The 23722-nt window shown below is 42.2% G+C and carries 23 protein-coding genes; 12 read left to right on the top strand and 11 right to left on the bottom strand.

From position 1 onward, the window contains the following. Positions 1-13 precede the first annotated feature (13 nt). From trpD to AFM12_RS08880, 6 genes are all read right to left on the bottom strand, one after another. Entirely contained in the window at positions 14-1009 is a 996-nt protein-coding gene (gene trpD, locus AFM12_RS08905) for an anthranilate phosphoribosyltransferase (RefSeq protein ID WP_055146840.1), read from the bottom strand. A 46-nt stretch (positions 1010-1055) separates the two neighbouring features. Next, positions 1056-1622, bottom strand: coding sequence for an anthranilate synthase component II (locus AFM12_RS08900; RefSeq protein WP_055146837.1), 567 nt, complete (start codon positions 1620-1622; stop codon positions 1056-1058). Positions 1623-1649: 27 nt separating this feature from the next. Further along, on the bottom strand, positions 1650-2108 hold the full coding sequence (locus AFM12_RS08895) for a hypothetical protein (RefSeq protein WP_055146834.1): 459 nt from the start codon (positions 2106-2108) through the stop codon (positions 1650-1652). 35 nt (positions 2109-2143) lie between these two features. Continuing rightward, the gene (locus AFM12_RS08890; RefSeq protein ID WP_055146831.1) at positions 2144-3562 is read right to left on the bottom strand and encodes an anthranilate synthase component I family protein; all 1419 of its coding nucleotides are present in this window, start codon (positions 3560-3562) and stop codon (positions 2144-2146) included. Between the two features lie 277 nt (positions 3563-3839). Further along, the gene (locus AFM12_RS08885) at positions 3840-4454 is read right to left on the bottom strand and encodes a superoxide dismutase (RefSeq protein ID WP_055146828.1); all 615 of its coding nucleotides are present in this window, start codon (positions 4452-4454) and stop codon (positions 3840-3842) included. Positions 4455-4514: 60 nt separating this feature from the next. Continuing rightward, complete coding sequence (locus tag AFM12_RS08880; RefSeq protein ID WP_055146825.1) at positions 4515-4973, bottom strand: nucleoside deaminase; 459 nt, start codon at positions 4971-4973, stop codon at positions 4515-4517. A gap of 88 nt (positions 4974-5061) precedes the next feature. On the opposite strand from AFM12_RS08880, the gene nadC reads away from it, so the two are divergent. Together nadC and AFM12_RS08870 are read left to right on the top strand one after the other, a co-directional pair. Then, positions 5062-5913, top strand: a complete 852-nt coding sequence (gene nadC, locus AFM12_RS08875; protein WP_055146822.1) for a carboxylating nicotinate-nucleotide diphosphorylase — start codon at positions 5062-5064, stop codon at positions 5911-5913. Between the two features lie 74 nt (positions 5914-5987). Next, the gene (locus AFM12_RS08870; protein ID WP_055146819.1) at positions 5988-6254 is read left to right on the top strand and encodes a hypothetical protein; all 267 of its coding nucleotides are present in this window, start codon (positions 5988-5990) and stop codon (positions 6252-6254) included. Here the strand turns inward: AFM12_RS08870 and AFM12_RS08865 are convergent. Continuing rightward, a complete protein-coding gene (locus AFM12_RS08865; protein WP_055146816.1) occupies positions 6251-6832 on the bottom strand; it encodes an LOG family protein in 582 nt (193 codons plus the stop codon). The two genes, AFM12_RS08870 and AFM12_RS08865, sit on opposite strands and share 4 nt — an antisense overlap. Before the next feature lie 104 nt (positions 6833-6936). Here AFM12_RS08865 and AFM12_RS08860 point away from each other — a divergent pair, with 104 nt between their 5' ends. Beyond that, a complete protein-coding gene (locus AFM12_RS08860) occupies positions 6937-8049 on the top strand; it encodes a Gfo/Idh/MocA family protein (protein WP_055146813.1) in 1113 nt (370 codons plus the stop codon). Between the two features lie 67 nt (positions 8050-8116). Here the strand turns inward: AFM12_RS08860 and AFM12_RS08855 are convergent, their stop codons facing one another. Further along, a complete protein-coding gene (locus AFM12_RS08855) occupies positions 8117-8875 on the bottom strand; it encodes an HpcH/HpaI aldolase family protein (protein ID WP_055146810.1) in 759 nt (252 codons plus the stop codon). A gap of 174 nt (positions 8876-9049) precedes the next feature. Between AFM12_RS08855 and AFM12_RS08850 the strand changes: the two genes are divergently transcribed. Together AFM12_RS08850 and AFM12_RS08845 are read left to right on the top strand one after the other, a co-directional pair. After that, positions 9050-9553, top strand: a complete 504-nt coding sequence (locus tag AFM12_RS08850; protein WP_055146807.1) for a gluconate 2-dehydrogenase subunit 3 family protein — start codon at positions 9050-9052, stop codon at positions 9551-9553. Positions 9554-9573: 20 nt separating this feature from the next. Beyond that, positions 9574-11283 (top strand): GMC oxidoreductase, encoded by a 1710-nt coding sequence (locus tag AFM12_RS08845; protein WP_055146804.1) that lies wholly within the window; start codon positions 9574-9576, stop codon positions 11281-11283. 43 nt (positions 11284-11326) lie between these two features. Here the strand turns inward: AFM12_RS08845 and AFM12_RS08840 are convergent, their stop codons facing one another. From AFM12_RS08840 to AFM12_RS08830, 3 genes are all read right to left on the bottom strand, one after another. After that, positions 11327-12193 (bottom strand): DUF4249 family protein, encoded by an 867-nt coding sequence (locus AFM12_RS08840; protein WP_055146801.1) that lies wholly within the window; start codon positions 12191-12193, stop codon positions 11327-11329. 2 nt (positions 12194-12195) lie between these two features. Then, positions 12196-14970, bottom strand: coding sequence for a TonB-dependent receptor (locus AFM12_RS08835; protein ID WP_055146798.1), 2775 nt, complete (start codon positions 14968-14970; stop codon positions 12196-12198). 66 nt (positions 14971-15036) lie between these two features. Beyond that, a complete protein-coding gene (locus AFM12_RS08830; RefSeq protein WP_055146795.1) occupies positions 15037-15681 on the bottom strand; it encodes a PepSY-like domain-containing protein in 645 nt (214 codons plus the stop codon). Positions 15682-15900: 219 nt separating this feature from the next. Between AFM12_RS08830 and AFM12_RS08825 the strand changes: the two genes are divergently transcribed. The 7 genes from AFM12_RS08825 (at position 15901) to AFM12_RS08795 (ending at position 23693) form a co-directional block, all read left to right on the top strand. Next, positions 15901-16482, top strand: coding sequence for an RNA polymerase sigma factor (locus tag AFM12_RS08825; protein WP_055146792.1), 582 nt, complete (start codon positions 15901-15903; stop codon positions 16480-16482). Further along, the gene (locus AFM12_RS08820) at positions 16475-17914 is read left to right on the top strand and encodes a hypothetical protein (RefSeq protein WP_055146789.1); all 1440 of its coding nucleotides are present in this window, start codon (positions 16475-16477) and stop codon (positions 17912-17914) included. Before AFM12_RS08825 ends, AFM12_RS08820 begins: the two co-directional genes overlap by 8 nt. A 126-nt stretch (positions 17915-18040) precedes the next feature. Then, the gene (locus AFM12_RS08815; protein WP_131458266.1) at positions 18041-18685 is read left to right on the top strand and encodes an outer membrane beta-barrel protein; all 645 of its coding nucleotides are present in this window, start codon (positions 18041-18043) and stop codon (positions 18683-18685) included. Positions 18686-18738: 53 nt separating this feature from the next. Then, the gene (gene tyrS, locus AFM12_RS08810) at positions 18739-20052 is read left to right on the top strand and encodes a tyrosine--tRNA ligase (RefSeq protein WP_055146783.1); all 1314 of its coding nucleotides are present in this window, start codon (positions 18739-18741) and stop codon (positions 20050-20052) included. Positions 20053-20251: 199 nt separating this feature from the next. Next, a complete protein-coding gene (locus AFM12_RS08805; RefSeq protein WP_055146780.1) occupies positions 20252-20725 on the top strand; it encodes a hypothetical protein in 474 nt (157 codons plus the stop codon). Beyond that, the gene (locus tag AFM12_RS08800) at positions 20722-20946 is read left to right on the top strand and encodes a helix-turn-helix domain-containing protein (protein WP_055146777.1); all 225 of its coding nucleotides are present in this window, start codon (positions 20722-20724) and stop codon (positions 20944-20946) included. The genes AFM12_RS08805 and AFM12_RS08800 overlap by 4 nt, the downstream gene beginning before the upstream one ends. Before the next feature lie 89 nt (positions 20947-21035). Beyond that, positions 21036-23693 (top strand): DUF1553 domain-containing protein, encoded by a 2658-nt coding sequence (locus AFM12_RS08795; protein WP_055146774.1) that lies wholly within the window; start codon positions 21036-21038, stop codon positions 23691-23693. Positions 23694-23722: the final 29 nt, after the last annotated feature.

The raw sequence follows: 23722 nt of genomic DNA, 5'->3' as shown, positions 1-23722 counted from the left end.
CTTAAAATAAGTTTCAATCAGCCAGTAACTGTAAAGCTTTCAGTGCCTTACCGCTCTCCAGCGATTCCTTTGCTTGTGCAAAAGCCTTTTTTATAGGGATGTTACGAGCAACGCCCAAAGCCATGGCTGCATTGGCAAGTACCACGTTCGTTTGTGCCATAGTTCCTTTGTTCGCCAATATATTTTTCATGATTTGAGCTGACTCCTCAAGTGAGCCTCCACCGTAAATTTCTTCAGGTTTAATGGCTTCCAGGCCAAAAGCAGATGGCGAAAACAACTCACCCTCATCAGCCGAAGGAAAATGCGAAGAAAACATGAAGTCGCCGGTCAATGAGATTTCATCATAAACTGCCAGGTCAAAGACGACCCCAAAGCGACCACCCAATTTTCGAAAGACCTGCTCATATAACTCAAAAACACACAAATCATAAACTCCTGAAATCTGCTTTTTGACTTCAGCAGGATTCAGAAGTGGCCCCAGCATGTTAAAGAAGGTTTTCATGCCCAATTCTTTTCTTACTGGTCCAACATGCCGCATCGCCGGGTGAAAAAGTGGGGCATGCAAATAGCAGATTCCAGCCGTTTCCAGCTTCTTTTTCAGGTAATCTGTATCATTGGTAAACTTTATTCCCAAATGTTCCAGCACTGTACTGCTGCCCACTGAGCTGCTCACACCATGATTACCATGTTTAGCTACCTTTTGACCCGCTCCGGCTACAATGAAGGCCGAAGTAGTAGAGATGTTGAAAGTATCTTTGCCATCACCACCGGTACCACAAACATCCATAGCATCAAACTCAGAAAGATCAATTTTCACTGCGACTTCCAACATTGCTTCACGAAAACCCTCCAGCTCAATGGCCGTAATACCCTTTTGTTGAATACCCATCAGAAAGGCCGCGATTTGAGAAGTATTGACTTCTCCGGCTGCTATTTTTGATAACGCCGTGAAAGCTTCTTCTTTGGTTAAAGATTGGTTTTGAATGAGTTGGTCAAGGTAGGTTTTCATAGTCGGTTTTTGTCTGGGGTTTTGCTGAGTGTAAATTTAAAAATGCTTAACTCCTCATCCAATTCTCCACCATCTTCACCCCATGCTCCGTCAAATAGGCCTCGGGGTGAAACTGAACGCCTCTGACATCATATTTCTGATGGGCCTCAGCCAGTACAAAGTCGTTTTCATCTTTAGCCGTCACTTTTAAGTCAGAAGGCATGGTTTCCGGCAGAACTGTCCAGCTGTGATAACGACATACCTCAAAACGTTTTGGGAGGCCTTTAAAGAGGACTTCATTTTCATCAAGCACTTCACAAGGGGTGGTTACTCCATGCAATACCTCGCCCATATTATCTAATTTACTGCCAAAAGCCTCTCCTATCGCCTGGTGGCCCAGACACACTCCAAAAATAGACTTTGAGGTTTTGTATTCGGCTAGCAAATCCATCATGATACCGGCCTCTTCAGGAATTCCCGGACCCGGTGAAAGAAGAATTTTGTCATACTTTTTGACATCTTCCACAGCTATCTTATCATTTCTGAAAACATCCACGTTTCCGCCCAAATCTTTGAGGATGTAAACCAGGTTGTAAACAAAGGAGTCGTAATTATCTAAGACGAGTATTTTCATTTCAATCTATTTTAAGCCCACAGGCTTCTATTTCTTTTTCAATCTTTCTTTTCCTTCTTTTGAAAGGACCATTCCCTCATTTCTGGTCATGGTTTTAATGTTTTTGACTTTCCTGAACCGTAGAGCTGACCAATCTTCATCCACCGCTACCATTCTCACCGGCTCATAACCCATTTTACCTAAAGCAGCCCAGCCATTATCCCGGTTAAACTCACACTTATATTTTTTCGAGCTTCCTTTTGGGTATGCAAACCAAAAAAGTCCGTCCTCTACCAATTGTTTTTCAATGGCAGGAGCAAACTTTTCAATCTCCTCCAGTTTTGTACAAAATGCAAGAACAAATTCAATTGGCTCAGTCCCCATCTCAAACTTCTCCTCGATAAAAGCCTTAAAGTCAGCCATTGTTTCCGGATATTCTTCCGGAGCATTAAGGATCAAAATCGACTTCTGGTTTTTAAAATTGAGCTTTTTGAGTAAGGGTGTCATAATGAGTTTCTTTTTAGGGTATAAATCTAAACTTTTTATAACTCCTCCGCCCGTTTCATGGCGTCTCTTAAAGCTCCCAGCTTATTACCTACTTCAGCCATCTCGCTTTCAGTATTTGACTTGTCAACCACACCCATCCCGGCCTGATAAAACAGCGTATTATTTTTGCTCAAAAACGTTCGAATGGCAATCGCATGGTTAAAGTTTCCCTTGAAATCCATAAACCCGATGGCACCTCCATAAATGCTTCTGTTGGTCGGTTCTAACCTGTTAATAATGCTCATGGCCATATGTTTTGGAGCACCCGAGAGCGTACCGGCCGGGAAAGTATCAGCTACCAGCTGCAGAGGGTTTGTACCCGGAGTCATTCTTCCGGTTACTTTAGAAACTAAGTGTATCACATGACTATAAAACTGGACTTCCTTAAAAACCTCCACTTTTACTTTGTCAGAACTTCTGCTCAGGTCATTTCGGGCCAGATCTACCAGCATCACATGCTCGGCAGATTCTTTCGGGTCAGCATCCAATTGTTTGGCCAGTTCGGCATCTCGTTCGTCATCTCCACTTCTTCTGAAGGTACCTGCGATTGGATGAATCTCCGCCATATCATCCTGAATATGAATCTGTTTCTCTGGTGAAGAACCGAAAATGTGGTAGTCACCACCATCAAAATAAAACAGATATGGAGAAGGATTGATACTTCGCAAAGCACGGTAAACATTGAAGTCATCTCCCTCAAAAGTCTTTGAGAATCTTCTTGAAGGCACAATTTGAAAAACGTCTCCTCGATGACAGTGCTTTTTGCAGGTTTCTATAATCTCCCGCATTTCTTCATCATTCAGGTTGCTCTGCTCTTCACTAGTCGCCTTAAACTGCCGGTGACTTAGTTTTGGTGTGTTCACAAAGAGCTCGATAGTCTCTAATCCATTCTCCACAGGTTTTACCTCCTGACCTTTTTTGAAATAAGAATGCTCCAGTATATGCAGTTCATCTTTGAAATGATTGACGGCCACCACATAACGGTAAACCCGGTAGATCAAGGATGGAATAGCCGTTTCCTCTGATTTCTCCTGAATTTCAATATCTTCAAAATACTCAACAGAATCATAGGTCATATGCCCGAAAAGTCCGTTGGTAATAAAACCATGCTCAGTGGCCTCCGGCTCAAATTTCGCTGCAAAATCACGTAAGGTTTTTACAGCGTCTTTACGATTCTCCAGCCTGAATTCTTCTGATGTACCGTCGGGGTATTCTGTTTTTACCTCGCCGTTATCAATCACAATACTGGCTATGGGGTCGCAGGCGATATAGCTGAAGCTGTTTTGCATCGCATGGTAATCAGCACTTTCCAGAATCACCGAGTATTTGTATTGATCCCTCAGTCGGAGGAAAATACTCACCGGAGTCAGCGTATCAGCCAGCAGGCGTTTTGATCTTGTCTTAATCTTGTACATTTCTTATCTTTTGTTTTTGTCTCTCCGATGTCATTCAGGCAGGTCGTACGGAGAGGGTCAAAAAAAAACGGCCTGCTGTGTTGAACAGCAAGCCGCAATATTGTTAAAGCAAAGCATGGTCTGTTCAACTCCCCTGAGAAGAACTCCACCACCAATTGTTTGCTCTGCTTGTTAAAATCATGGCGTAAAAGTAGAAAGGAAATTTTAAAATGCAACGAAGGGCACAAAAAAACCCGGTCTCTCAACCGGGCCTTTCAAATATAATCATCATCGAAAATTATCCTTTTGCAGCAGCGTAACGCTCTTCTACGGCGTTCCAGTTTACAACGCTCCAGAAAGCATCGATATAATCAGGACGCTTGTTTTGGTATTTCAGGTAGTATGCATGCTCCCATACGTCCAATCCTAAAATCGGGGTACATGGGCACTCAGCTACATCCATAAGTGGATTATCCTGGTTTGGAGAAGAGCACACACAAAGTGAGCCGTCAGCTTTAACACCTAACCATGCCCAGCCTGATCCGAAACGCGTGGCAGCAGCTTTCTTGAATTCTGCTTTGAACTCGTCTACAGAACCAAAAGTAGAAATGATTGCTTCTTTTAACGGCCCTGAAAGATTTCCGCCGACACCTTGCGGAGCCAGAATCGACCAGAAGAGAGAGTGGTTATAATGACCACCTCCGTTATTTCTTACAGCAGCTCCGCTTTTACCAGCTACCTTCATGATTTCCTCAATTGATTTGCCCTCCAGATCAGTACCTGCAATCGCGTTGTTCAGGTTTGTAACATAACCATTATGGTGACGATCATGGTGAATTTCCATGGTCATTGCATCAAAATGAGGTTCTAGTGCGTCATTGGCAAAGGGTAGTGCCGGTAATTCAAAAGCCATATTTAAAAGAGTTTAAGTGTTCAAAAATCTGTTGTGCCTAATAAACAGGCTCTTTCGCATTTATGTTCGCAATTTCCCGAAAAATTCTTTGAGCAAGACCTCGCTTTCCGAAGCCAGCACACCTGAAATCACCTCTTTTTGATGATGAATGATCTGATCAGAAAACCTCTGATACCCGCGTTTCTGATCAGCCGCACCAAAGATGATCTGATCTACCTGACTCCAGGCGATAGCCCCTGCACACATCACACAAGGCTCGAGTGTAATGTAAAGCCTGCAATCTCTTAAATATTTCGCATCCAGGTGATTCGCCGCGGCCGTTATCGCCAGCATTTCTGCATGAGCAGTTACATCATTGAGTCGCTCAGTCTGGTTATACCCTTTACCTATGATCTGATTATTATCGGTAACAACGATGGCTCCCACAGGCACTTCCCCCTCTTCCATGGCCTGTTGTGCCAGGTCCAGAGCTTTGGCCATAAAATATTCATGCGAGTAAAGCGGATAACTATTCTTCATAAAACAAAACTATCGAATAGCCCTTTAAAATGATTGCCATGCAAAGGTTTTTTAGCCTATTTGCAATGCAATTCATAAACCCACAAAAATGGAAATCAAAGAAGCAGATGTTAGAGCATTTATTCAGGCCGCACTGAAAGAAGATGTAGGCGATGGTGATCATACTTCGCTTTCCACTATCCCTGCAGAAGCTAAAGGTAAAGCCCGTTTAATTGTTAAAGATGATGGAGTTTTAGCCGGTGTCGAGTTGGCAAAAGCCATTTTCCGGGAAGTTGATCCAACGCTGGAAATGGAAGTGCTTATGAATGATGGTGACGATATAAAATATGGTGATATCGCCTTCTATGTCAGCGGGAAAGATCAGTCGATTTTAACAGCAGAGCGATTGGTCTTGAATTGCATGCAACGTATGAGTGGAATTGCCACCACCACCCGCGAAATTGTCAATAAATTGGAAGGAACCAAATGCAAGGTGCTGGACACCCGAAAAACAACCCCAAACTTTCGATTACCAGAAAAATGGGCTGTAAAAATCGGAGGCGGGGTTAATCACCGCACAGGTTTATATGACATGATTCTGATCAAAGACAACCATGTCGACTATGCCGGTGGCATCAAAAATGCTCTCAATGCTGCTCAAAAATATCTCATTGAAACCGGGCGGGAATTACCTATAGAAATTGAAGTCAGAAACCTTGACGAGCTCAATCAGGTCTTAGAAGTCGGAGGAGTAGTTAGAATTATGCTTGACAATTTTGATTATGATCTTACTCGTGAAGCTCTTCAAATTATTGATGGTCGTTTCCCAGTGGAGTCTTCCGGCGGCATTACTCCCGAGACAGTTCGTTCATATGCTGATTGTGGAGTTGATTACGTCTCTATGGGCTACCTCACTCACTCGGTAAAAAGCCTTGATTTAAGTCTTAAAGCCGTAAAATAAAACCTTTTGCATATTTTGGCTTTCGGAAATGATGCCTTTTAAATTTGATTTATAATCATATCTGTGTAAATCAAATGAAACTAAAATTACTCCTTTCCGTAGCCGCTATTGTTCTTGTTTTTGCCTCATGTAGAAAAAAAGCCGGCCCGTTAAACTGTGCTGCTGCCTCTGTTAGATATTCAGAGAGCTTTAGTGACTTTTTTAATAATGAAACAAGAGGCAATTGTGAAGCTGTCAAAAAATCAATTCAGGATCTCTATCAAAGCTGTACTACACTGGCTACCGCTGACAGAGAGTCATATGAAGAATTTGAAAATAGTTTTGATTGCAGCGATTACTAAATCTGATCTCGCTCAAGCCATTTGAAAGCAGGCTGAGGTACGTATTCGTCCATTAGCTGAAATAAATGATCAATCGAACCGGAGACTTGAAGGATGTCACGGTTCGGTTGTTTCAAAAAGCCTTCCGTCACCATGTGATCAAGCTGTTTGATCATAAGGTCATAAAAGCCTTTAACATTTAGAAGGCCTACTGGTTTTTTGTGCAAACCTAATTGCGACCAGCTCAGAATTTCAAAAAGCTCGTCCATACTTCCAAAACCACCAGGCATTGTGACTATTCCATCACACATTTTTTCCATCAGAGCCTTTCGTTCATGCATGGTTTCTACCACATGAATTTCAGTCAGGTTTGGATGACCAACTTCCATTTTGTCGAGAAAGGAGGGAATAATGCCTACTACCTCTCCCCCATTTTTTAATACCGTATCGGCTATCGTACCCATTAGACCCAGGCTGCCACCACCATAAATCAGACGCATGCCACGTTTTACCATTTCCTCTCCTAGTTTAACGGCCGTTTCATTATACAGTGGATCGTGGCCGGGATTAGCTCCGCAATAAACTAAAAGTGATTTCATATAAAATTCGAGATTTGGTCTATTAAAAGAATGATGGTCAAAAATAGGAGAATAATTTCACTAATTTGGGTCAACGTTCAACCTTAATACAAGCTTAACCTGCAATGAAAAGCTCAGAAAACAGAAGAGAATTTATCAAAAAAATGGGCCTTGGCAGTCTTGCTCTCCCCGTTTTTTCCTCTATCCCTTTTTCAGAAAAGCCACCGAAATATGAAGGCAAAAAAATCGGAATAGCCCTTGTTGGGCTCGGCTATTATGCCACAAAACAAATCCTGCCCGCCATTGACGCTTCTCCTTACTGGCAGCTAACCGGAATTGTAACCGGTACGCCCTCTAAAATCCCGGAGTTCAAAGAAAAGTACAATCTGAAGGATGAAAACATTCTCAATTATGAGAATTACGACAAGCTCAAAAACTGCTCTGATATAGACGTGGTTTATGTCTGTTTGCCCAATGGCATGCACGCCGAATACGCCATCAAAGCAGCCAAAGCCGGCAAGCATGTGATCACCGAAAAGCCTATGGCTAACTCGGTGGCAGAATGTGAAGCCATGATCAAAGCCTGTAAAGACAGTAATGTCAAACTAGCAGTGGGCTATCGCTGTCATTTTGAGCCTTTCAATAAAGAGGCCATGCGTTTTGGCAGGGAAAAAACCTTTGGTGAAATCAACTATATCAACAGCATGTTTGGCTGGCGTGCCGGTAATCCAAACATGTGGCGTCTTGATGGAAAATTGGCTGGTGGAGGACCGCTGATGGACGTTGGCATTTATAGCATTAATGCTGCCCGGTATGTAAAAGCGATGGAACCAACCTCAGTCATTGCTCATTTTGGTCCGATTACCCGGCCTGATTATTTTGACGAGGTTGAAGAGTCTGTCAGCTGGCATATGGAGTTCCCGGATGGCACCGTTTTCACAGGCTTTACCAGCTACAATACCAATGTAGAGAAGTTGGAATGCTACGGAGACCAAGGTTGGTTTGAGATGGGCCCGGCCTTTAGTTATGGTCCCTTAAAAGGCAAAACCTCAAAAGGCCCGATGGATTTACCCGTTGTACACCATCAAACCTACCAAATGAATGGAATGGGTCCGATGTTTTTGAGTAAAGACCCTTTACCAGATCATATTTCAGGTTTGGAAGGATTAAAAGATATAAAAATCATGATGGCGATTTATGAGTCAGCCAAGGCTGGTGGGAAGAAAATGATGCTGTAAAATTTACATCAAATTGATCAAAATCCCTTTTTGTGAATGCATTGAGGGGTTTTGGTTTTTGAAAACATCATCCCCTAAAAGTTTTTAAACTCTCTTTCGCCCCTGAAATAATTGCCTTGGCATCGTTATAGACCGTCACCAGCCTGAAACCCATTTCAGAGAACATTTTAGCGTCTTCAGCACTGCCGCAATGGACTCCGGCTTTCAGGCTATTCTTTGCACAGGTATTGAGAATGGTGTCAAAAACATTCTTCATTTCGTTGCTTTCGAAATCAGCCACTTTGGGGTGACCCATTGAAATGCTCAAATCCCATGGGCCGAGAAAAAGGCCGTCAAGTGTAGGCGTTTGGGCTATATCCTCAATGTTTTTAAATGCATCCGGTGTTTCTATCATTGCCATGGTCACGATTTGCTCGTTGGCCTGCTCAAAATAACCTTCATGAATAGCTCGGGCTCTCAGCGGTCCATAACTCCGGTAACCTTCTTGCGGATATCGGCAGGCACCTACAAACTTTTCAGTATCCGCACGGTCATTGATCATCGGGCAAATGATGCCCATTGCTCCCGCATCCAGCATGCTCATGATATAAGCTGGATCATTCCAAGGCACTCGCACAAATGGCATCGTTTCAGTGGCTGACATAGCCTGAAAAATACGAAGAACGGTTTCAAAATCTTTGGCATGACCGTGCTGAGCGTCAATAGTCATGGCATCAAAACCCTGATGGGCTATCAGCTCGGCCGTCCAGCTATCTGAATTTGAAATCCAGGCATTGCCGGCGGTTAAATCTTCTTTCCAGAGCTTTTTAATCAGGTTTGGCTTCATGCTTTCGTTTAAAATTTGCCTGAAATTAGGAAAAGAAAACCGGACATACCTGCAATTCTACATCCACTTATTTGATCTACCTATCTGGTAAATTGGGCTATAATCTCTCTTGCCACTATTTTTCGACTCATTTCTTTCTAAATTTACCACCCACTTCATTAAACCTATTGAAAAATGAATAGAAGAAGTTTGTTAAAAAATCTTGGTCTTGGTGCCGCAGCAACTGTTGCTTTGCCTGCTTGGGCCGTTAGCTGGACCGAAAAATCATTGCCTGCATCTCCCGCTTTGAAAAAAGCTGATGAAGCGATGTTGAGGCAAATTATTGACATACTCATTCCTAAAACAGATACTCCAGGTGCCCTTGAATTGGGTATTGAGAATTTCGTAAAGGCAATGATCAATACCATGCATACCGAAGAAGAACAGAAATTCTTCTATAATCAACTTGCTGGTTTTGACACCTATGTTGAAAAAAAGTATCAATACAATTTTGATGAACTTTCTCCAAAAGGACGAGCAGAATGCTTGAAGGAACTAGAGGATACTGAAGTTCAAAAGTTCTTCAACATCATAAAAAGATACACTGTACAGGGTTATACCGGATCTGAATGGTATATGATAGAAAAAGCCGGTTATCAGTACGCTCCTGGCTACGGGCACGGCTGCATAGATGCTTAACCTAAAACCTTATTGAACCAATGACCAATAAAGATAAATCAACAAAAAAAAGGAAGTTTGACGCCATTGTTATCGGATCGGGCATCAGTGGTGGTTGGGCGGCCAAAGAGCTTTCTGAAAAAGGCTTAAAAACACTGATACTTGAGCGAGGACCAGATGTCAAACACAATATTGATTACCCCACTACGGCGATGATGCCCTGGGAGTTTGAACACGGACTTCGACTACCGCTCAAAGAAAGGGAAGAAAATCCGATAGCCTCGAAATGCTATATTTTTAATGAAGATGCCAAGCATTTTGTAGTTAAGGACAAAGAGCACCCTTACGTTCAGGATAAGCCTTTCGACTGGATCAGAGGCTATCAGGTTGGTGGAAAGTCATTACTATGGGCTCGTGAAACCCAACGCTGGAGTCAGCTTGATTTTGATGGACCAGCACGTGATGGTTTTGCGGTGGAATGGCCGGTAACCTATGACGAGATTGCTCCATGGTATAGCTATGTTGAGAAGTTTGCGGGTATTACCGGAAACCGCGATGGTTTGCCCCAGCTTCCTGATGGTGAATTCTTGCCTCCTTTTGAGCAGAGTTGCGTTGAAGAATATTTTGATGGTTTCCTTCAGAAAAACTATCAAAACCGCAGGGCGATCATTGCCCGCAAGGCTCATATAACCGAACCACAGGACATTCACCTTCAACAAGGTCGTGGAAAATGCATGCACCGAAACCTTTGTCAAAGGGGCTGCCCTTTTGGCGGGTATTTTAGCAGTAACTCATCTACAATTCCGTGGGCGTTAAATACCGGAAACTGTATACTTAGACCTGATTCTGTAGTTCATTCTATCATTTACGATGAGAAAAAAGGGAAGGCTACGGGCGTAAAAGTAATTGACAGAATCAGCAAGGAGGAAATTGACTTCTTCGCCGATATCATCTTTGTGAATGCTGCAGCCATGAACACCACGGCCTTGCTTTTAAATAGTAAATCGAGCCGCTTCCCCAACGGAATTGGAAACGATAATGAACTGATGGGCAAATACATTGCTTTCCATAACTACCGTGCCCGTGTGAGCGGGCGTTATGAAGGCTTTTTGGATAAAACTACCGATGGTCGCCGAGTTGGAGGCAGTTATATGCCGAGATGGCGTAACCTTTATGAGCAAGAGACCGATTTTATACGTGGATATGCAGCGGGTTTCTCAACAGGTCGTGGAGAAAGTTTTAGTACCGATGGAGTGGGTGAGGAATTGAAAAATAACCTTTTCAATCGAGAATTAGGCTCGTGGTATGTGGGCTCACATATGATGGGAGAAACCATACCAAAAGAGAAAAGTCAACTGACCCTTGACTCCTCAAAAACTGACGAATGGGGCATTCCACTGATTCATTTCAATTTGGATTACGATGATAACGATGAAAAAATGGTCAAAGACTATATCGATAACACCGTTGAAATGTTCGAAAAAGCAGGCTTTACAGATGTAAGAGCCTCTGACTCAAAACAAGCTCCGGGACTTGACATTCACGAAATGGGCGGTGTAAGAATGGGGAAAGACCCCAAAACGTCTTTATTGAACAAATACAATCAGCTGCATGAGTGCAAAAACGTTTTTGTGACTGACGGAGCCATGATGACTTCCACTTCTACGCAAAACCCTTCGCTTACCTATATGGCGTTTACAGCGAGGGCTGTAGATTATGCCATAAGTGAGAGAAATAAAGGAAATTTGTAACTAAAAGGCAGGTGAGGTTTCTCCTCACCTGCCTTTTTAATAATTACTCTGCTCTTTTTACGGTTAATCTTAAAGTATCGGCATTTACACCAGTAAAAATTCCCAATCCATTGGAGATTGTGCTAATTGGAGTAGAAATGTTTTGTGTACTGGTATTATTATTCTCATAAAGAGCGGCATAATCTGGGTTAAGACGGTAGAGAATGATATTGTAGTTCCCAAAATACTCAAAAGACTGTGGCTGCAGATTTGTTGCATTCGTTAACACAGGTTGATTATTAAATCTACGAGCTGGTCTTGTAAAACCATTTTCATCCTCCGGGAATTGAGTTACTGGATCAAGGCTCTCTTCTGCGTACATGGCCGCTACAAAATGGTAAACTTCATCCGGGTTATTCCAGGTGACTTCAATAGGAGTTCGGTCTTCTTGCTGAAAACCTCCGCCTGGTCCTCCAAAGCCACCTTGGCCAGGCACAAACCCACCCGAAAAATCTCTTTCAATTCGCTCTATTTCTGATAAGCTCAGTTGAAAACCTTGAGGTTTTACAGGGAGAATGGTGCTTGCTGAAACTGTTCTTCCATTATATTGAAAACTCATGTTGTAGGTAGTTCCTTCAATTCCCAGAACCTCGCTTGATTCATAATGGCCTGAAGCAATCTCATTAAGTGTTAAATTCTTGCCATCATCACCGGTAATAATAATTTCTAATCCGGATATGCTTGTTGATACATTTTCTTCTTCATTGAAAGAATACGGAATCTCTGTAAAAACAGTCATGGATACTTTTTGACCCGGAGCCAAAAAGGCCTCTATCACCGGCTTGTCTCCTGGTAAAATCACATCATTGATTTCTGTACAAGAGAAAACTATCAATAATAAAATGAGTAAAGAAAAAGCTATATTTTTCATTTCTATTTTAGTCTAAAGCTTAAACTTAAATTAGGTGTAATACCCAGATAAGTAACATCTGTGGTTTGAAGAACAGATACATCTGATTCTTCTATAATTTCAAAACGTTTATACCAGACATTGGTACGGTTGTACAAATTGAATACAGACAACCCTATACTTCCATGTTTAAAATTATATGTAGCTGATACATCCATTCTATGGTAATCGTCAAACCGGTTCGCGTTTTTGTCGGAAGGGTTTGTGAATGTTTTGGAGGTTCCATCCAAAAGTGTCAGGTCATAAGCTCCAATTATAGAAGTATAAGGCCTACCAGTGGAGTAAATAAATGTGGCGGCCAAATCCCATTTTTTAACAGAATAAGAGCCCACTGCTTTAAACTGATGTCTTACATCCTGATCAGAGTAATAAGGTCTATCAGAAAATGCATCAATTTCTCTCACAGCTTCTGAAAGCGTATAACCAAGCCAGCCGGTATATTTGCCAAACTTTTTTTGAAGCAATAAATCCATTCCTTTAATGGTTTCATTTCCGTTAAAAAAGGTTTCCTCCACTGATAAACCTCCGCCTCTGGGACCATCTGGGCCAGGAGGGCCTCCAGCATTCACATCGGGCACGAAACGAAGAGAATATTCGGTAATCCCTGTATTTTTCTTTTGATAAAACTCTACATCAACCAAATAGTCTTTAAGCTCATAAGCCGCTCCAATGATCAGGTGTTTTGACTGTGTCACAGGAAGGCTTTCTCCGTTTGCAAGGATCCAAAAATTTCGGTTACCCTGAGAAATGTCCTCACGGTTAATTTGTTTAATAAATTGATTATAAACGCCGCCACCACCTTTTAACTTAAGTTTATCGTTTAGCATATAATTGAAGGTCAAACGGGGCTCCAGGTAGACTTTACTAGTTACATCAAAATGATTTAAACGTATGCCCGGGATAAGCTCAAGTTTTCCGTTAATTACTTTGAGCCTGTCCTGCAGATAAAAAGAAGAAAGTATTCCCTGGTCATCTCTATCAAGAATGGTAACAGTGTCGTTTTGAGTGTAATTAAATTGAATGGCATTTTGAGTAATCATCGTTCCAAACTCAAACTGATTATTTGCACCTACTTTCCATTCCCAATCCGATTTAAATGAGATATCAGACAAACCGTTGGTTTCGAACCGGCCAAGCTTATTGTTTATCGTAGAGTCTCCCCTTACAATACTTATGTTTCTTGAGTTATCCCGATGACTAAAAAAATCTGAAAAACTAACTAAGGTATTAGAGTACAACTTATTACTCCATTGCCTTGACCACTTTAAGCTAGCTCCTGTGTTGCCCCAGTTTGACAAATCATTGGTAGAAGAGCCAAGATCAAGCCCGGCATTCTGAAATGGACCAAAGCCGGAAAAGCTTGTTTGGGTAGAGTTATCCATGTTATCTGTGCCATTAAAAAAGCTCAGGGAGAACACGTCCTTGCGGGTAGGCCTGAAGGTTAGCTTGGCATTCAAGTCATAAAAATACGTGGAAGCTTTCTCTGAGGTCTGAAGGTTGTTACCGCCGAAACGTCCACCTCCGAAACCTCCGGCCGGTCCTCCACCAAAACCGCCTGTTTGGGTCTCTTCTTCTTCAGCTGTAAATTTGTCAAAGATTTTAGTGTAAAGAGCCCCCCTGTAAGATCTTCTGGCCGCGGCCAGGAATGTCACTTTATCTCCAATTGGCGTTTCGACAAACCCGCTTGCACTTAGAAGGCTTAAATCTGCACCTGCGTTAAACTCCTTGCTATTTCCATCTTTTCCGGTAATCTCGGCTACCGCTGAGATTCTTCCGCCAAAACGTGCATCAAAACCTCCCTTGTAAAGTTGTATATCCTTGATTGCATTATAGTTGAAAGCTGAAAAGAACCCGAATAGGTGGTCGACATTATAAACCGTAAAGCCATCATATAAGACCAATGTCTGATCTGGAGTACCTCCACGAACATACAAGCCCGAAGAAGATTCGTTAGAGGCACTTACTCCCGGCATCAATTGAAAAGCCCTGAAAGGATCCTTCTCACCCACGTTTGGTAATTTGGCAATATTCCTTGGTGTCATTTTAATCATACCCACCACCTGATTTGCCTGTACCATTTCGGTTTTATTCGCCGTGACAGTAATCTCCTCAAGATCATGCGAGTCTTCTTTTAGCTCAATTAGGAAATCCTCGATATTACTTTGTGGAGTTAGACGAATTACCTTTTTCAAATAACCCACATAACTCACCTGTAGCAAAACAGTATCTGAAGGCACATTCAAGATAGTGAAGTAGCCATCAACATTAGTTTGGCTTCCTATGCCTGACTTATTATAAACGGATATCGTTGCGAAAGGGAGGGTCTCGCCTGATAATTCATCCTTTATTACACCGGACAGACTGAAGTTATATCTGGTAGGATCATGCAAGGAAGTATTATTTTCTTCTTTACGATTTATATAATCTGCTTTCGAAATAAGCTTTGCAACGTTTGGATTTACAAACTCAGCAATTACATCTAAATCATTTTTTTCAATTATTAAATCAAGAATTCCTTTCAAGTCAAGATTATCAATCCATACGGTAGTTTTTTTGTCTGGAATTAATTCAGGGTCATACTCAACTTTAACACCATATTTCCACTGGATTTCTTCCAGGATTTTTTTGATACTGGTATCAGAAAAGTGTTCTGACTTTATTTTTATGGAGCGGCTTTGAGCCATCACTTTACTTTGCCCTAAAAGCCCTAACAAGACGAAGAATAAAATTTTTTTCATAGTATTATTCAAAAAAATGGGGTCAATAAAAATTAACCCCATTCGCATTTCTCAACTCTAAACTATCTAGTTTCTTCCCCCTTTATTTGGGCCACCTTTTCCGTGCTTTTTGCCGCCTTTATCTTTCATGTTGAACTCACTCACAAAATTGCCATCCGCATCAAAACCTACGCCCAGATAAGTGTCGTCAGATTGAAGAATAAGCACACCATAACTTCCGTCATCATGTAGTCTGGCTTTCTCGATGGTAGCATCAGCATAGTTTGCTGAGATATAGTCGGTTATTGCCGTTGGCAAATCCGCGACATCTACCGCCGTTCCTTTGCCTTTATGAGTTTTTTCTTCAAGAAAATTACCATCAGCATCAAAAATCAATCCGGCATGTGTGCCGTCAGCCAGCGTAATTTTAACCATAGTGTACCCAGTCTCATCATTTGTGCCGGCTCTGTCAATGGTAGCATCAGCGTAATTCGCCGAAATGTAATCCGTAATGGTAGCAGATAGATCCTCTACGGCTACTTCCGTAATATTACAATGCCCACGATGACCTCTGACGACACCGGTAGAGTCATCAGTAGTAGCAAAAAATAGCATGTCTAACATAGCCGAATCTCCGGCAGCCGCATCTGGGCCAAGATTAAGGCTTTCACAACTTGTAAAAGCAAGGGGGGCGGCCAGTAAAAAGGCCCAAACAAATTTTAAATGTCTCATTTTTAAAGATTTAAGATTTTGAAAATAAACGTAAGGTTAGCTTACAGGTAAAGTTTAAATCATATCCAATCCTTTGTTTCGTGTTTCTTGCCTTTCAATACGCAGCTCTCCAGAGGCGGCGTTGCCCCGAGAGAAAAAAATTTTTAAGGCAACGAAAAGAAACCCACCTTGCGTATTAATAATCAGGTAAAGTAAGTTTTGATCTAAAACCCTTCTTTTTTGTCACTGTTTCGAGCAAAAAAACGGCCTTTTGATCTTGAAGAAGTCCTGAGTGGCTGCCTGAAAAACAGGCAGTCTGCTCAGAAGACGCTCTATGAGAAATACTATGGTTTTGCTAAAAATATCAGCCTAAGATACGCCTCAGGTCATGATGAGGCTGTAGAAATGGTTAATGACGGCTTCATGAAGATTTTTACCAAAATCTCAATGTATGACCCGAATCAGTCCTTTGATGCCTGGTTTAAAACCGTAATGGTGAGAAGCTGCATTGATTACTACCGCAAAAACCATAAAAAAGTGGCTTTTGTGGATGTTGACGAGCTGCACTACCTGGCATATGACGACCAATTGCTGGAGCGAATCAGTGCTGAAGAAATCATTGAACTTATTCAAAACCTTCCGCCTGCCTACCGAACTGTTTTTTCACTTTATGTAGTGGAAGGCTACAGTCATGCTGAGATAGGCAAAATGCTGGGTATTAACGAGGGGACATCTCGCTCTAATTTGGCCAAGGCCCGAATGAAAATGCAGGAGATGGTAAAAATTTATGTTTCAGACCAAAACGACTATAGAAATGTCTGAGGAAAATTTTGATAAGAAAATTCGGGAAAAGCTGTCAAAGCATTCTCCGAAATATGAGACAGGAGCATGGGACTCCTTCAAAAAAATGCTACCCGCTCCATGGTATATCAGGGCATTCCGTGATTACGGAGCCTGGCTTTTCGGAGGCATGGCAACTACGGCCCTGGTGCTTACTACTATTTATCAATCGCAAAAAACAAACAGACTGAATGAAGAGATTTTTACACTAACAGAAAAATTAAATCAAAGCTCAGAAGTAGATACCGTCTTTGTTAATACCCACTCTGTAGACACTGTTCTGGTCAAAGAAACAGTCACCCAATATGTGCCTGTAGATCGAATAGTTTATGTAGATAAAAGTGCGGAGGCAAAAGCTATAGAAAATTCCACAAGATTGGAATTGGAGGAGAATAGCCCTATCACCACGGAAAACACCGATAAGGTTGTTGCTTCACCTCAAAATCAGGGTAATACAACAAGTGAAAAAGTACCTTCAAAAAAATCGCCGAATCTGGTCACGAAAAACTCACAAGAACCAGGAATGGCCAAGAGTCAAAGAGTTGATGATATCCGGCAAAATGAAGAATCGTCGATAAAAGAAGAACGCACTGTTTACGACGGTAAAATTCCTCAAAGTGATGTTAGTGATCAAACTGAGGTTAAAAACAAGTCTTTTAATGAGCCGGAAGATGTTACGGTTTTTGAGGAAAAGATGAATGACGCCGGCGAAGTAACGGAACTCGCAAAACCTTCTGTCCAACTTGAAGAGCTGGCCGAAGAGGAAGACACTGAGCCAAAACGAACAGACCCAAAAGAAAAAGCGAAAAAGCCTGTCAACTGGCCAAAAATGAGAGCTGGAATTTCTTCTGATTATATTGGCTTTAATTCTCTGCTTACAGGACCTACCGTTGAGGTATTTTTGATGGACAAACTGAGTCTGAATACAGGTGTTTTGTTCTCTCGTCAAATAGAAACTAAACATCCCCTTGAGATGGATTTCAATCGCAAAACAGGAAAGCGTTTTGAAGAAGAGTACGGTCGGTATATCCCAAAAGAAAATCCTCAGATTAAGGATATCAGCATCAAAACTTCCTTAATTAAGATGCCTGTAAATTTCAATTATTATATCAATACATGGAGCAGGTTCAATTTTATGGTTTCTGCTGGTACCAAACTTGACCTTTCTGTTTATCAGGATGTTAATTTCTCAAGCGGCGTTCTTGGTAGTCAGATTAGCAGGCGTTTTGAGGCCCGGCCTAAACCTAAAGTGTTTAATAACCTTTTCTATGGAATGGGTGTGCAGTACCAGTACCGGGGGGTTGTAGCCCAGCTGGCTCCGTATTTTGAGTTTGCCTTCCGTAACCCAGATTACTTTACACCTCCTCGAAATGTGGGTATAAATGGTTCATTAAAGTTTCAATTCGGGAAGTAGAAAACGATTTTAAAGAAATTTAACCGAGACAATTTCATTGAATTTTTGTCCTGAGAGACCCTTTCTGTATTTTTGCCCCTCAAAATAAAAAACGGGCCGGGATTTCGTTATCAGGTCAAAAACAAAATGAAGAATAAATTCATCCTTGGTTTTCTGTTGATCAGCTCTGTGGGCTTCGCTCAAATGAAGCAAAGCACCTTTGTTTTTGGACCAAAAATAGGCCTTCAAGCTAACCACATAGCGATTGTTGACAATCCCGGAGAAACCTCCTCTAAGCTCAGCATGCAGTATCAGGCAGGTGTTTTTACACGTCTGAATCTGGGAAAACTAAGCCTGCAACCAGAAGCCGTTTTTCAGGTTAAAGGTGGTAACCTTGTTGACCCCAACCAAAAACTCACTTTCCGTTATCTTAGCACGCCTATTCTTTTGGGTATTTCTCCTTTCGAAGGATTTCACCTTGAAGCCGGGCCTGAGTTTAACTGGTCGCTGAATCAGGGCTGGAAAAAAGAAGGAGTAGAACAATACGGACCTGACCTAAAGAAAGATAATGCTTTTATCGTTGGAGCCCGAATTGATATGCTGGACATGTTCTCCATGTTCAGTTTAAACCTGCGATATGCTCATGGCCTTAATAGCTTCAACACCCGCATTCAAAACGATGGCACTCCGCTAGATTTGAGAAACAGGACTTTCCAACTTGGCATAACCTACAACTTCTCTGAATATTACAAGTGGTGGAAGAAGTACGGCATCAAAAAATCAAAGAAATAAATCACTAAAATATTCGCCCAAAGCTCATTGCTATGGGCCCATAGCTATATACAATGAACTTCATAGAAGAACTGGAATGGAGAGGCATGCTGCATCAGATGATGCCCGGCACTGCAGAGCAACTGGAAAAAGAAATGACTTCAGCTTATATCGGATTTGATCCTACGGCCAAGTCTCTTCATATTGGAAACCTTGCAACAATCATGTTGCTGGTACACTTTCAGCGGGCCGGCCACAAGCCTTATGCACTTGTAGGAGGAGCCACTGGTATGGTGGGCGACCCTTCCGGCAAATCAGCCGAACGCCAGTTTTTAGATGAAAACGTATTGAGAGAAAACCAGGAAGGTATCAAGGCCCAGCTGGCCCGATTCCTTGATTTTGAAAGCGGGAACAATGCCGCTGAAATAGTCAATAATTACGACTGGTTCAAAGAGATGGGCTTTTTGCAATTTCTGAGAGAAGTGGGTAAGTATTTGACCATCAACTATATGAGCTCAAAGGATTCTGTAAAAAACAGAATTACCACAGGTATTTCTTATACCGAGTTTACCTATCAACTGCTTCAGGGTTACGATTTCTATCATTTGTATAAAAATCACGGAGTTCGCCTGCAAATGGGTGGCTCTGACCAGTGGGGTAACATCACCACAGGTACCGAGCTTATCCGTAGAAAAGAAGCCAACGATGGCTCCGATGCCGACGGCGAAGTAGAATACTCTGCTTATGCCTTAACGACTCCATTGGTAACTAAACCAGATGGCACCAAATTCGGAAAGTCAGAAAGCGGTAATGTTTGGCTTGATCCAGAGATGACCAGTCCATATCAGTTTTACCAGTTTTGGATTAACCAATCTGACGAAGTTTGTGAGCGACTAATTCGTGTATTCACCCTGCTGAGCAAAGAGGAAATCGAAAAACTGGAAACTGAGCATAAAGAGGCTCCACACCTAAGAATTGTACAACAAGCTATCGCCAAAGATGTGACCATTCGGGTTCATGGTGAAGAGCAGTACAATTTGGCCGTAAAAGCCTCAGAAGTTTTGTTTGGAAAAGCTACGCTTGAAACCCTACAAAGTCTGGATGAAAAGACGTTCAACTCTGTTTTTGATGGCGTACCAACGACTGAAATTTCAAAGGCGGACTATGGTGCCTGCGAGAGTCTTTTAGATTTAGTTTCGGTAACCACGAACGGCGAGATCTACGCCTCAAAGGGAGAAGCCAGAAGAGCCTTCAAAGGAAACGCTGTAAGTGTCAACAAAACCAAAATTCAGGACGAGAGAACTCCTGTTTCAGACCTGACTTTGTTGAATGACAAGTATCTGTTGATCGGGAAAGGGAAGAAGAATCATATTGTGAAAGTTTCTTAAAACTTTCGGCATTCTACTTTCTGTATTTTTTTCTGCATGTGTTTGACTTTGATGCGAAAAAAAGTGGTCTCTGACCTCTGAGAAACTCCTATTTATCATATAAAAGGTGAAACAAAGATTTAAGAACCTTGAAATATATTTAACGTTTTATTTTAAATATTTAAAACATAATTTACATTTGAGTTCTAAATCTTAAGATATGAACTCAAAATCAGACACTCTTTTCCGGCTACTTGTTGGCCTAATTATTATCTCCGCAATTCTCCACGTGATGAGCTCCCGATTGGGCTACTATTACGAATTCCCGTTTGTGCCGTTTAGTCTATTTGCTTTGAACGCTATCGTTTTAACCGTTTATGGAATCATTGCTTTTCAGCTGGGAAAAGTGAGAAAATCGTATCATCGGCAGTCATATTTCAGTCCTGTTGAAATAAGGCGTTTTAAGCAGATTGGTGTGCTTTTGTTATTTCTCATTCCCATCAATGGACTTATTGAGGTATTGAGAGACTTCTACACTGGCAACCCTTCTCCAGGCAAGGTTTTCCTAAACTTTTTAAGTTACTCGTTCTTTAAGTCCCCATCGTTTTTATTTGCTGCCCTTATCATTTTTATACTGATAGAATACCTACCAGTGGCCGAAAAAAACCGAGCTGATCTCGGAGAAATCATATGAATATCATTGTCAATCTGGACATAGAAATGGCCAAAAAGCGTATGTCGCTCAATGAGCTCTCTGAAAAAGTTGGGGTCACAACGGTCAACCTCTCGATTCTGAAGAATCAAAAAGCCAAAGGCGTGCGTTTTGAAACCCTTGCTAAAATCTGTAGAGCTTTAGATTGTACTCCAGGCGATTTGCTGGAAGTGAGCTTTGAGGAAGAAGAAATCAACGACTGAGGTTCTCTTCAAAATCTTTGCCGACAGTTAAGGTTGAAATAGTTTACAAATCCTGTTAACTTCAATTTCCTGATTCAACCTAACCTTTGATGCGATTCAAATTTTCTCTGTTTCTAAGCCTTCTTTTTGGCTTCAGCCTTCTGCAATCCTGCACTTCAGGAGATGAAGTTGACTTCAGTAGACAAATAAAACCTATTCTCAATAAGCGTTGCATCGCCTGCCATGGTGGTGTTAAAAAACAAGGCGGGGTTTCATTCCTTTTTGAGGAAGAAGCAAAATCAAAAGGTAAATCTGGCAAAATGATTATCGTAGAAGGTGATGCCCATGCCTCAGAAATGATTCGCAGGCTAACACTTAGTGATCCTGACGAACGAATGCCCTTTGAGGCCGACCCTCTTCCTGAGGAAGAAATTGAACTGCTCACTCGATGGATAGAACAGGGAGCAAAATGGGGTGAACATTGGGCTTACCAAAAAGTTGAAAAACCCGAAGTTCCTGATAAAGACCAGGATTGGGCCAAAAATGAAATCGATCATTTTATCGCTGTGAAAGCGGAGGAAAAAGGGCTTGAAGTATCAAAAGAAGCAGAACCTGAAGTACTCGCCCGCAGGGTTGCACTTGATCTGATTGGTTTCCCAGCACCAGATTCTCTCAAAGCGGCTTATCTCGCAAACCCAACAGATGAGAACTATGAAGCATACGTTGACCAGCTGCTGGCCTCTCCGCATTACGGAGAAAAATGGACCTCCATGTGGCTTGATCTCGCCCGCTATGCAGATACCAAAGGCTATGAAAGGGATGATGAAAGAAATATCTGGCGTTATCGCGACTGGCTTATCCGATCCTTTAATACGGATATGCCCTATGACCAGTTCATTACCGAGCAATTAGCCGGCGACTTACTCGAAAACCCCACTGATGACCAACTCATAGCCACCGCCTTCCACCGTAACACCATGACCAATGACGAAGGCGGTACGGATAATGAGGAATTCAGGGTTGCGGCGGTGATTGATCGGGTAAACACCACCTGGGAAACCCTGATGAGCACCACTTTTGCCTGTGTGCAGTGCCACAGCCACCCCTATGACCCCTTCCGACATGAAGATTATTACCGGTTCATGGCCTTTTTCAATAATACCCGGGATAACGATGCCTATGCCGAGTACCCGGTTTTGAGGCATTTTGATCTGGAACAAAAGGAACAGCTTGGTCAATTGACAAGTTGGGCGACAGATCATTTGAACGAAGATCAGGCCAGCGAAATCAAACACTTTATCAAAACTTTTCAACCTGCCATCAATTCTCTGGAAACCGACGAGTTTGTAAATAGCGAGCTCAGCGATACCAAATGGCTGGCCATGCGTAATAATTCCTCCGCCCGTTTATCTAATGTTGACTTGACAAATGACAAAAAACTCATCTTTCGTTATGCTTCCGGTCTGCGTTCAGGTAGTCTTTTTCTCCATACTGGAAGCCCAAAAGGGCCCGTGATAGGACAGTTTCGCCTCAAACCAAATAAAGGTGGCTGGCAAATTGCTGAGATTCCACTGCAATCCGTTGGTGACAAACACGATATCTTTTTCACATTCAGCAGCTCCCAATTAAAAGATCCTCTACAAACGGGTATTCGATTCGACTGGTTTCATTTCACGGATGCACCCTACGAAAACCTGCCGAAGCCTCAGCAAAACACCTTTTGGAGTCTGGTTAAAACCAACACTGAAGAAACCCCCATCATGCTTGACAATGTGGAAGAATGGAGTCGCGAAACGCATGTTTTTGAGCGGGGAAGCTGGCTTTCAAAAGGTGAAAAAGTGGTGGCTGGTGTTCCGGTTTCACTCAATGAATTCCCGGAAGAATACCCTCAAAACCGCCTTGGTCTGGCTCAATGGATGACGGATAAAAAACATCCGCTTACCTCAAGAACTATGGTTAACAGGGTCTGGGAGCAGTTTTTTGGTCGTGGATTGGTAGAAACGCTTGAGGATTTGGGCACTCAAGGAGCAGAACCCACTCATCAGCAATTGTTGGATTATCTGAGTTATCAATTCATGTATGAAGACGAATGGCACTTGAAAAGGCTCATGAAGAAAATTGTGATGAGTGCCACTTACCGTCAGGATTCCCGAATCAGTAAAAAACAACTGGAGAAGGACCAGTTCAATATGTACCTTGCCCGTGGACCAAGAGTCCGGTTATCGGCCGAACAAATCAGGGATCAGGCTCTGGCTATTTCGGGCAAATTGAACCCCGAAATGTACGGAAAACCGGTGATGCCTTATCAGCCTGATGGCGTTTGGTTATCACCTTATAACGGCAAAAAATGGAAAGAAAGCGACGGTGGTCAGCAATACCGAAGAGCCCTTTATACCTTCTGGAAACGTACCAGCCCTTACCCATCTATGATTAATTTTGACGGGGTTGGGCGTGAGGTTTGCTCGGCCCGCCGAATCAATACCAATACACCATTACAGGCTTTGACCACACTAAATGATTCTGTTTATGTGGATCTGGCCATTCATTTTGCTCAGCAAATTGAGCTGAGAGATATTGATCAAAGCATAGTTAAGGCATATCATCAGGCCACTGGCAAAGCCATTGATCCTAAACGGAAGGAAGCATTGAAAAATCTTTACGATGAGGCATTGAAAAGCTATCAAAAAGAGGAAGAAGCCGAAACATTGGCCTTTGCCATGGTCACCAATGCTTTATTTAATATTGATGAAGTGATCATGAAAAATTAAACTGCCGGGCCTTCGACTCACCGAGTCCT

It is taken from the genome of Jiulongibacter sediminis (assembly GCF_001306455.1).
Taxonomy (GTDB): Bacteria; Bacteroidota; Bacteroidia; order Cytophagales; family Spirosomataceae; genus Jiulongibacter; species Jiulongibacter sediminis.
The sequence above is the reverse complement of the archived record's forward strand: the minus strand, read 5'-3'. Positions and strand labels throughout refer to the sequence as shown.